Here is a 10390-nt window from a genome sequence, read left to right on the forward strand (position 1 = left end):
AGCAACCGAAGTATTATCTTAATCCTGTCGCGGTAAATCCAGACATGGCTTGACAAACCGAAATAGTATGCAAAATACCGCCAGCATTTCAACGAAAGGTGAGAGGTTAAGCAAAGTAAAAGCCCCGGTTTTCCTTTGGCGCCATAAATTAATAAATAGCAAAGGTGCATTGATGTTCTATTAAGACCCCCAAATACCATTAACAGTTAAATACGGTGCATAATCCCTGGCAAAACCCCTGATGAAATTCCCCCTTGATATGCAGGATGGGACACTGATCATGTGGAATTCATCTCCAAAAGGTACTGAGGGGGACTCTACGTTGGCTTCGCTTCCCTTAGTCATGGGACAATGAGGCAGGAATTCTCTGACAGGGATATTCTTCTATGAAGAAAGAAACGGTGATTAGCAGTGTTTATGAGGGACATCATGACCGCGGATATACCGGCGCTTAGTGCTGGTGATACTTTGAAAAGGGCGGTCGAGCTGTTCCGGCAAACCCGCCTGGACGGCATTCCCGTTATTGACGATGCGGGACAGCTGACCGGCCTGCTTACCCGGACGAACCTTTTTGATGCGCTGCTGGCCGGTTCAACCCTGGAAGAGCCAATAGACGGGTTTTTAACCCGCCGGGTGGTTACGGTGGAGCCCGGCGCCCCATACCGGCAAATTGTGGAAACCGTGAAAACGAGCCCTGTCGGGATGGGCGTGGTGGTCGACCGGTCCGGGGCGGTCCGGGGAGTCTTTACTAAGGTGGATATGATCATGGCCCTGTTCCGGGAGTCGGATCTGCTGAGCGCCCGGTTGCGCGCCATCTACCAGGCCATGCACAACGGACTGGTATCGGTCGATGATGCGGGAAAAGTGACCATGCTTAATGCGGCCGCTGAATCACTGCTTGGTATTCCGGAAAAGGAAGTGCTCGGTCTGGCCTTTGGACAGGTGTTCCCCGGGCTCGACCTGCACAGAGTGATGGAAACAGGCTGTGTGGAGGTGGGCAAAAAGTGGGAGTTCGCTGGCCGGAAATTGCTGGTCAACTGTACTCCGGTATTGGATAATGAAAAATTGGCCGGGGCGCTGGCCATCATTCAGGACCTGACCGAACTCGAACAGGTGGCGGTGGAACTGGAAAGCGTACGCACGCTTCAGCACACGCTACAAACCGTCCTGGATATCGCTTATGATGGCATTGCAGTGGTTGACGCGAAAGGTAAAATCACCTTCATCAACCAGTCAATGGCGGATTTTATGGGGCTGGAACCGGAAAGGGTCATCGGGCGTCACATAACCAGCGTGGTGGAGAACAGCCGGCTGCACATAGTGGCCCGCACCGGAATACCTGAAACCGGGCAGCTGCAGCAGTTTGGAGGTACGCATTACGTGGTCTCCAGGTTGCCTATAGTTGAGCAGGGTCGCGTCGCCGGCGCGGTGGGCAAAATAATATTTCGCAATCCGGAGGAAATCAAAGAACTTGCCCGGCGCCTGGAAAATCTGGAAAACCGTTTGAATTATTACCGTAAGGAATTGCAAAAAAACGGTTCCGGTAACTTTTACACTTTTGAGAGCATAGTATCGGTCAGCCGGGTGATGAAGAATTTAAAGCGTGAAGCGCTGCAGGCCGCCCGCGGCCTGTCCACGATAATGCTCCGGGGCGAGAGCGGCACGGGCAAGGAGCTGTTCGCCCAGGCCGTTCACATGGCCAGCCCGCGCCGAAACGGTCCGTTTATCAAGGTGAACTGCGCCGCGGTGCCGGAGCAGCTGCTGGAATCGGAGTTTTTCGGCTATGCCCCGGGCGCCTTCACCGGCGCCCGGAAAGAAGGAAAGCCCGGCCGTTTTGAACTGGCTGACGGCGGTACCATTTTTCTGGATGAAATCGGGGACATGAGTCTCGGGCTTCAGGCCAAGTTGCTTCGGGTGCTGCAGGACCGGGAATTCGACCGGGTGGGGGGGATCGCGCCGGTCAGAATAAACGTGCGCGTGGTGGCGGCGACCAACCGTAACCTTGAAGAAATGGTAGCCGCGGGTGAATTCCGGGCGGATCTTTACTACCGGCTTAACGTAATCACGCTGAATATTCCCCCGCTGCGGGAGCGGCCGGAGGATATCCTTCCTTTGGCACACTGCTTTTTGAGCAAGTGCAATTCATTTCTGGGCACCGGGATTACCGGCATCGATGCCGCCGCCGCGGCGATACTGAAAAGTTATCACTGGCCGGGTAACGTCCGGGAGCTGGAAAACGTGGTTGAACGGGCTGTAAATTTTGCTACCGGAGAAGTAATCAAAGCAAACGATCTGCCCATGTATTTGCGCCGGGTAAGAAAAACGGAGGGTGAGCAAACCGGGATGAAAAATTCATTGCGCAGCCGCATGAGCGAAACCGAGCGGGAAATTCTCAAGGCGGCACTGGAAGAAGCGGGTGGAAACAAGACAAAGGCCGCGCATATTCTGGGCATAAGCAGGTCCCGCCTTTACGAAAAGATGAAAAAAGCGGGGTTGTAGCCGGGGCTACAACCCAATTTCCCTGGCGATGATTGCTTTCATTACCTCGGTGGTACCGGCAAAAATATTAAAAATGCGTACGTCCCGGTAATCGCGGCAGATCGGATATTCCCCGGAATAACCGTAGCCGCCGTGCAGTTGCAGGCAGTGGTAGGCCACCCGGTTGGCCATTTCGGTAATCCACCACTTGGCCATGGACACTTCTTTGACCGCCCGCTCTCCGGCCAGGTGTTTTTCCAGTAACGAATTTAAGAAGGCGCGGCCCAATTCCACCTCGGTGGCCAGCTCGGCCAGTTTGAAAGCATTATGCTGAAAGGAGGCGACTGGCTTGCCGAAAATATTACGGCTGCGGCAGTATTCAACGGTATATTTCAGCATCCGCTCGGCCAGTCCCTGACCCATGACGGCGCAGATCAGGCGTTCCTGCTGCAGTTTCTCCATCAGATAAATAAATCCCCTGCCTTCTTCACCCAGCAGGTTTTCCGCCGGTACCCGGCAATCATCGAATACCAGTTCAACCGTGTCCTGGCTGCGCAATCCCATCTTGTCCAGCTTTTTACCCCGTGAAAAGCCGGGTGTGCCGTGTTCCACCACTAGCAGGCTGATTCCCTTGTACGGGGGATTGGCCCGGGGATCTGTTTTGCATGCCACCAGCACCAGGCCGGCGTTGATGCCGCAGGAGATGAAGGTCTTGGTTCCGTTCAGCACGTAATGGTCACCGTTTGGGAGCGCCGTGGTGCGGATGGCGGCCAGGTCCGAACCGGCATCCGGTTCGGTCATAGCAATCGCGGTAATAATTCTGCCGGAGACGCAGCCCGGCAGCCATCTTTGTTTTTGTTCCGGCGTACCGTAGGAAGCGATATAAGGCACCACTATGTCGCTGTGCAGCGGGAAAAAGACATGCGTGCCGGCCCGGGACAACTCTTCGGTTATTATGACCGAGTATTCGAATCCCGCCCCGGCGCCGCCGTATTCCTCACTCACCCAGGGACAAAGGAACCCGTTGTCCCCGGCTTTTTCCCACACCGGCCGGGGCACCAGTCCTTCCTTTTCCCAGTCCTCATAGTGCGGGGCGATTTCCGACTGGATGAACTTCTTGAAAGCGTCGCGAAAGATTTTATATTCGCCGGCGTTCAAATCCAGGGCCATTTTACAATCCTCCCGTCACCCGCAGCACTTCACCCGTTATATAATCCGCCAGTGGCGAAGCCATGAGCAAAATGGCGTTGGCAGCATCTTCCGGGGTGCCCGCCCTTCTCAGCGGAATCATGGCCCGGAACATCTGCCGTGCATTTTCCGGAATACCGATGGAGATGTCCTTATCCTCCACCTTGATGGCGTCGCCCTTTTCCTTGGGTTGGGTGAGACGGGTTTCAATAAATCCGAAGGCTACCGTATTGACGCAGACGTTAAAAGCGCCCCATTCTTTGGCCAGGGTTTTGGTCAGGCCCACCACGGCCGCTTTTGCGCTCGAGTAGTTGACCTGGCCCGAGTTTCCGTCCAGGCCGGCAATTGAGGAGATATTGATAATTTTGCGGGTATTCATTCGGCCGGTTTCCTCTTTCTCCTTTTTGGCGACGTCCCTGATATAAGGAGCGGCGGCCCGGATGATCCGGAATGGCGCCGTTATATGCACCTTCAGCATGGCTTCCCATTGCCTGTCGCTCATTTTGTGAATAACCCCGTCCCAGGTATAGCCGGCATTATTGACGATTACGTCGATGACGGGGCCGAAGGCGTCAACGGCGGTCTTGATGAGTTTTTCCGCGAACCCTGCCGCGGTGACATCGCCCACACAGGCCACGGCCCGTCCGCCGGCCTGTTTAATTTCTTCCACCACTGCCGTGGCGGGCGTCGCGTCCAGGTCGCTGACCACCACCCGGCCCCCCTCCCGGGCGAACAACAGGGCTGTGGCTTTACCAATACCGCGGCCGGCGCCGGTAATTATACAGTTTTTGTCTTTTAATAAAAGGTCCATGATTTTCCCTCCCGTTTTGTTTGTATTTTTTCAACAGGCCGTCTCATCCTTTTACCGGTAATTCCGCTTCAAAGATGCCCTTCAGCTTGATCGTATCCTGCTGGTCGGCGGCCCAAACTTCACCGGTGATCAGTCCCCTGCCGTTTTCCAACCGCTTTCCGGTTATCCGGCCGTTGACAGTTATCTGGTCGCCGGGCCGGGTGATGTCCACAAAGCGCACTGACAATCGCTTGAGGTAGCGGTTTGGTATCCACCGGGTGACGGCCTGGCCGGCAAAACCCATCAGCAGCATGCCGTGGGCGATAACCCCGCCGGTGCCCGCCGCTTTGCCCGTTTCATCATCATAATGCAAAGGGTTGAAATCCCCGGAAGCTCCCGCGTATCTGACCAGTTGCATACGGTCAAGGGGAGGTTTTTTTAGCGGAGGCAGAACTTCCATGTTTATCAGGTCTTCGTAAAAAACGGTATTGGCCATGCAGATCACCTCCAGTCATTTCCTTTCGATAATGGTAGTCCGTGCTACCAATACCAGTTCATTTGTCCGGTAATAGCGTGTTTCCAGGCTTATAACCCGCATTTTCCCCTTGTCTGTGATATTTTTCAATAAACAAGTGGCTTTCAGTTCATCTCCGGGGTATATTTCTCCATGGTAACAGTATTCCTGCTCCCCGTGCAGCACTTTCACCAGGTTGAGCTGCAGCCGGCGGCAAAGTGAGATGAAATCCAGTCCGCTCCACAGATCGATGCAGATGCCGAAAGTGGGCGGAGCTATGATATCCCGGTAGCCCTGCTCCCCGGCGTATTCCGGGTCGCTGTACAGCGGGTTGTCATCGCCAATGGCCAGAGCCATTTCACGGATTTTGCCCCGCTCCACCGTATGCGTGAAACTGGCCAGCTCTTTTCCGGTTATTTCAGCGGCATCGCTCATATTATTTCACACCCCCCGGTTATCGCTGTATTCCTGTTGCAACGGGCAGTCCGCCCCGTCCGGACAGTCTGTTTTCTCCAGGCATTCCCGGTGAATCAACTGCGCATGCACCTGGCAGGCGCCCGTAGCCTCCACCAGGTATATTTCATCAAGGCACACATCGCGTTCAGCCAATGGACAGTATTGGATAACGGTTACCTGTGTTTGCACATTCTACCAACTCCCGTCCGGTTTATCCCAACTCCCTGCCCACGATGCACACCGAGCAGACCGACTCCCAGGGAAAACCGCCCAGATTGTGGGTCAACCCGAGCTTCGGGTTGTCTATCTGCCTGGCGCCGGCTTCCCCCCGGAGTTGCAGGTACATCTCGAAAAGCATGCGCAGGCCGCTGGCTCCGATCGGATGTCCGAAAGATTTCAGGCCGCCGTCTGGGTTTACGGGCAGTTCCCCGTCCAGGTCGAACACGCCGTCCAGCACGTCACGCCACGACCGGCCCCGCCCGCTGAAACCCAGGTCCTCGTAAATGACCAGTTCGGTGGGGGTGAAGCAATCGTGTACCTCGGCCATGCTTATTTCCTTGCGCGGGTTGGTGATACCGGCCTGGCGGTAAGCGTCCAGTCCGGCATAACAGGTTTCTTTGATCGATGTGAAGTCGAAGTCCTGATGCATGGCGCCGTGACCGGGACCGCAAACGACGGAAAGCGCTTTTACATAGACCGGATCTTTCCTGTATTTAAGGGCATCCTCGGCGCGCACGATGATGGCTGCCGCGGATCCGTCCGCCACGCCGGAACAATCCATGATCCCCAAAGGGGCGGCGACAATGGGAGATTGCAGTATTTTCTCCATGGGTACTTCCGCGCGGAACTGCGCCCTGGGATTCAATGCCCCGTTTTTATGGTTCTTGTACGCAATGCGGGCCAGCACTTTTTTTCCGGTTTCCGGGTCCAACCCGTACTTTTTAAAATAAGCCGGGGCCAGAAGGGAAAAGGCGGCCGGGGCGGAATAGTTGGGAGCGGTACCGTCTCCCGGGGGCGGGGTGATCACCAGTCCGCTGTAGCCGGAATCCTTCAGTTTTTCCACCCCGATGGCCATGGCGATATCATAGGCGCCCGCCGCCACGGCGTAACAGGCGTTTCTGAATGCGTCGGTGCCGGTGGCGCAGAAGTTTTCCACCCGGGTCACCGGCCGGTACTGTATTTTCAGCGGTTCGGAAAGGCTGATGCCCGCCCATCCCGAGGCGCAGGTGCCCAGCCAGTAGGCCTGGATATCATCCGGTTCCAGGTTGGCGTCCGCCAATGCTTCATAAGCGGCTTCCACCAGCAGGTCGCCGGCGCTTTTATCCCAGTGCTCGCCGAAGCTGGTGCAACCCATGCCGATCACAGCCACTTTGTCCCTGATGCTCATCTTTATCCCTCCTTACCTTCCGGGCATTGCCTTCCAGTAATAGTTGTGTATGCCGCCGGCTTTGAACAGGCGCCTGAAGGTCATTTCCACTTCCATGCCGATGGCTACCGCTGCCGGGTCGCAATCGGTCATTTCGCACAGCAAGCGGCCGCCGCCTGCAAAATCGATTACCGCAAACACCGTGGGCGGGTCCTGGGAAAAAGTAAGGTAATCTATGGTGTAGGTGGCAATGCGGGCGGCAATACCGGCAAACCGGTAGGGTGACATCTGGTCTTTGGTCCGGCAGTGAACACACACTCTCTGGGCGGGAATCTGCGGGGTGCCGCAGTTGTTGCACCGTGAGCCGTAAAAGGCCAGATTGTTTTTGGCATTGCGCCACATGGCCGGCGCGGACGGCCGGTCCGGGTCCGGGCGGCGGGGCGGCTCAAAGTCCAGCATGTTCTTCCAGCGCAGGTAGGTCTGATAGTTCATGCTGTTTTTCCTGGACTGCAGATAGGCGGTGGTGTTGCGCCGGGGATGGAATTGCTTGATCTTTTCCGTGACCCGGAACAAGATGGCATCGGCTCCTTCGCCGAAAGTTACCAGCAAAATTCTTTCCCCCGGTTCGGCCCGCTCCAGGGCGGCGGTCAGCATGAGCGGAGCGTGTGCCGCACCGGCGATACCCACTGTATCGAATAATCCGTCCTGGATCTGCTGCTTTTGAAATCCCAGCGAAAGAGCGGCGGCTGTCTGGTAACGGGGGGAGGGGGCGGATAACACAAGCCGGTCGATGTCCCGCGGGGAAATCCCATTCCGGCCGGCTATGGCGGTTAGAGCCCCGGCCACCAGGGGTGTGTAACCCCGGTTGATGACGAACCGCTCTTCCCATGTGCGCACGTAACGGTCTTCCGCTTCCCGCCACTGAGTAATAACGTCGCCGGCTACAGTGCAGGAATCCTCAATTTCGGCCAGCACATTTTCCTTACCGATGACCAAAGCGGCCGCCGCGTCACCGAAGAGTTGTTCAAACTGTCCCCCGGCGGCACCCGGGCGGCAGTCGGCCGCGGTCACCAGCACGCTGCGGGCGCCGGAGTTGACCGTATCGGCGGCCGCCAACAACGCTGCCGAGCCGGCGCGCAAAGTGGAAGTGAAATCCGCCGTGCGCACCAGTTCCGGCGCGTCAAGGGCGGCGCCGATTGTGGTGGCGGATTGTTTTTCCCGGTAGGGCGGTGTGGTGGTGGCGAAATAAACGCCGTCCAGGCCGCCCGGCGGCAGGCCGTTCAGGCAGTTGCGGGCGGCTTCCACCGCCATGGTTACGCTGTCTTCATCGTAGTTGGCCACGGCTTTTTCCCCCGGAAGTGCCGGTTCATCGAAAGCTTCGGTCAGGCGCCTGCGCTCCAGCCGGTTGAACGGGATGTAAGCGCCGTAAGCGGTGATGCCCGCCATGGCTTCAACCTCCTTGTTTTGTTCTCCCGTTGTTTACCTGGTTCGCACCTATAACCAGCAAATTGCATGCCAGGTTAATCAAACCAACAGGGTTTGGGAGTACAGGGTTAATAATAAGGGGTCAGGTTGTTGTCCGTACCCTAAACGGGACGATTGTACCGATTTCAGGACAATTTATTGTTAGGTTCAGAATTTTCAGCCCAATTTTACCGCTTTACGCACAGGCATACAGTTTGCATCAATGGTATCGGCATGGGGAATAAAGCGGTCGGCAAGATTAGACCAATAGGAGGCGATGTAAATGTATCAGACTATTTTATACGAAATAAGAGAGGGTGTGGCCACGTTAACATTAAACCGGCCCACCAGTTTGAATAGCATTAACAGGCAAATGATGGATGAATTGCGGAACGCGTTAGGTCGCGTGCAGGGCGACCCCAGCGTCAGGTGTCTGGTTTTGACGGGAGCGGGGAAAGGATTCTGTGCCGGTGCCGACTTGGGCGCTGGCTTGATGCGGGACCCGACAGGATTGGCCAGTGCACTAAAAGAAATGTACAACCCCTTTATCCGTACGCTGTACAAGATGGAAAAGCCGGTGGTGGCAGCGGTGAACGGCGTGGCCGCCGGTGCGGGATGTAATATGGCCCTGGCCTGCGACATGGTCATAGCTGCTGTCTCCGCCAGCTTCATTCAGGCCTTTGTCAATGTGGGTTTGGTCCCGGATGCCGGCGGTAGTTACTTTTTACCACGATTGGTAGGCCTGAAGAAAGCTATGGAAATGGTGCTGCTGGGGGATGCAGTTAATGCGGCTGAGGCCGAGCGAATTGGTCTGATCAACCGGGTTGTACCGGACGACGAACTGGCGTCAGAGGCAGCCAAGTTGGCCCGGTTGTTGGCCGCGGGGCCGCGTTCCCAGGGAATGATCAAAGCCTTGTTCAGCAGGTCCATGGAAATGGATCTGGATGCCTGCCTGAACATGGAGGCCGAGTGGCAGGCACGGGCTGCGTCCACCGAAGATTGCATCGAGGGAATCAACGCTTTCCTGCAAAAGAGAAAGCCCTTTTTTCGTGGCAAGTGAAATCGCCGGGGCCGATGGCTTATTTTATTAGCAAAAAGTAACGTTGGAGAGGTGAAGGTTGTGGAAGTACACAGCATCTTGTCCAGGCAGTTGGTCATTGGTGAGATGTTGGCCCGACAGGCCGGGAAAAACCCCAATAAGACCGCACTGGTGGAAGACGGACGGCGATTATCCTACGGCGGGTTGAACAGGCGAGTCAACCGGTTGGCCAACGCTCTGGCCGGCCTGAGTGTGGGACGGGGGGACAGGGTGGCCATGATGCTTTTCAACTGTACCGGGATGGTAGAGGGTTACTTTGCCCTTGCCAAACTGGGAGCGGTGGCGGTGCCGGTCAATTTTCGCTTTGTCGCTCGTGAAGTGGCCGATGTGTTAAATCACTCGGAATCTAAAGCTTTCATCTATGATAGTGTATTCCATGAAATGGTGGACGGCATACGTGAAAGAATTCCGTGTGTAAGGCATTTTATAGCGGTGGGCGGTGGGGATGAAGAACAATACTGTGATTATGAGAAACTGCTTGCATCGGGAAATGAGAACGAACCCGTGGTGCCGGTGGACGAAGACGACCCCGCTTATATCATGTACACCTCCGGCACTACCGGTCGTCCCAAAGGCGCAGTGCTTACACACAAAAATAAGTTCATGAACAGCGTCAACTGTATCATCGAGATAGGGCTCGACACCAGTGATGTTTACCTCTGCGTTCCGCCGCTGTATCATACCGCGGCCATGGCTGTCATGCTCATGATGGTGTTCCTGGGCGGCACTACAGTGCTGGTGCGGCAGTTTGACCCGGCGGCGGTGGTGGAAACCGCGGCGCGGGAGAAGGTGACGATTACCTTTTTGGTGCCGGCTATGTGGAACGCCCTGCTTCGGGTGTCCGGGGCGGGCGAGAAGATGAAGACCCTGCGCAAGGCTATTACCGGCGCGGCTATCATGCCTGCCTCCCTGAAAGAAGCGGTGCTAAAAGCCCTACCCAATGTGGGCTTGTTCGACGCTTTCGGGCAGACCGAGATGAGCCCGGTGACTACCATGCTAAAACCGGAAGATGCGTTATGGGGTGGACCCATTTGT

Annotated in this window: 10 protein-coding genes; 3 read left to right on the plus strand and 7 right to left on the minus strand. The window is 56.1% G+C overall.

What is annotated here, in order from left to right; genetic code table 11:
• Positions 1-429: 429 nt before the first annotated feature.
• The gene (locus A6M21_RS12120; RefSeq protein ID WP_242868838.1) at positions 430-2499 is read left to right on the plus strand and encodes a sigma-54-dependent Fis family transcriptional regulator; all 2070 of its coding nucleotides are present in this window, start codon (positions 430-432) and stop codon (positions 2497-2499) included.
• 6 nt (positions 2500-2505) lie between these two features.
• Here the strand turns inward: A6M21_RS12120 and A6M21_RS12125 are convergent, their stop codons facing one another.
• Genes A6M21_RS12125 through A6M21_RS12155 form a run of 7 tightly spaced genes read right to left on the minus strand, consistent with a single transcriptional unit; the run spans position 2506 to position 8238 of the window.
• A complete protein-coding gene (locus A6M21_RS12125) occupies positions 2506-3648 on the minus strand; it encodes an acyl-CoA dehydrogenase family protein (RefSeq protein WP_066669166.1) in 1143 nt (380 codons plus the stop codon).
• Position 3649: 1 nt separating this feature from the next.
• Positions 3650-4477 carry an SDR family NAD(P)-dependent oxidoreductase gene (locus A6M21_RS12130; RefSeq protein WP_066669168.1) on the minus strand — a complete coding sequence of 276 codons (828 nt, stop codon included), beginning with the start codon at positions 4475-4477 and terminating at the stop codon, positions 3650-3652.
• 43 nt (positions 4478-4520) lie between these two features.
• Positions 4521-4952 carry a MaoC/PaaZ C-terminal domain-containing protein gene (locus A6M21_RS12135; RefSeq protein ID WP_201721890.1) on the minus strand — a complete coding sequence of 144 codons (432 nt, stop codon included), beginning with the start codon at positions 4950-4952 and terminating at the stop codon, positions 4521-4523.
• A gap of 15 nt (positions 4953-4967) precedes the next feature.
• Entirely contained in the window at positions 4968-5405 is a 438-nt protein-coding gene (locus A6M21_RS12140) for a MaoC family dehydratase N-terminal domain-containing protein (RefSeq protein WP_066669170.1), read from the minus strand.
• 6 nt (positions 5406-5411) lie between these two features.
• Positions 5412-5615 carry a hypothetical protein gene (locus A6M21_RS12145; RefSeq protein ID WP_066669172.1) on the minus strand — a complete coding sequence of 68 codons (204 nt, stop codon included), beginning with the start codon at positions 5613-5615 and terminating at the stop codon, positions 5412-5414.
• Positions 5616-5637: 22 nt separating this feature from the next.
• Entirely contained in the window at positions 5638-6813 is a 1176-nt protein-coding gene (locus A6M21_RS12150) for an acetyl-CoA acetyltransferase (protein ID WP_066669174.1), read from the minus strand.
• Between the two features lie 12 nt (positions 6814-6825).
• On the minus strand, positions 6826-8238 hold the full coding sequence (locus A6M21_RS12155; RefSeq protein WP_066669176.1) for an OB-fold domain-containing protein: 1413 nt from the start codon (positions 8236-8238) through the stop codon (positions 6826-6828).
• Between the two features lie 301 nt (positions 8239-8539).
• Between A6M21_RS12155 and A6M21_RS12160 the strand changes: the two genes are divergently transcribed.
• Positions 8540-9316 carry an enoyl-CoA hydratase-related protein gene (locus A6M21_RS12160; RefSeq protein WP_066669183.1) on the plus strand — a complete coding sequence of 259 codons (777 nt, stop codon included), beginning with the start codon at positions 8540-8542 and terminating at the stop codon, positions 9314-9316.
• A 60-nt stretch (positions 9317-9376) separates the two neighbouring features.
• A partial coding sequence (locus A6M21_RS12165; RefSeq protein WP_151191926.1) for an AMP-binding protein occupies positions 9377-10390 on the plus strand: 1014 nt, incomplete at its 3' end.

Source organism: Desulfotomaculum copahuensis (assembly GCF_001655685.1).
GTDB lineage: Bacteria > Bacillota > Desulfotomaculia > Desulfotomaculales > Desulfovirgulaceae > Desulfotomaculum_G > Desulfotomaculum_G copahuensis.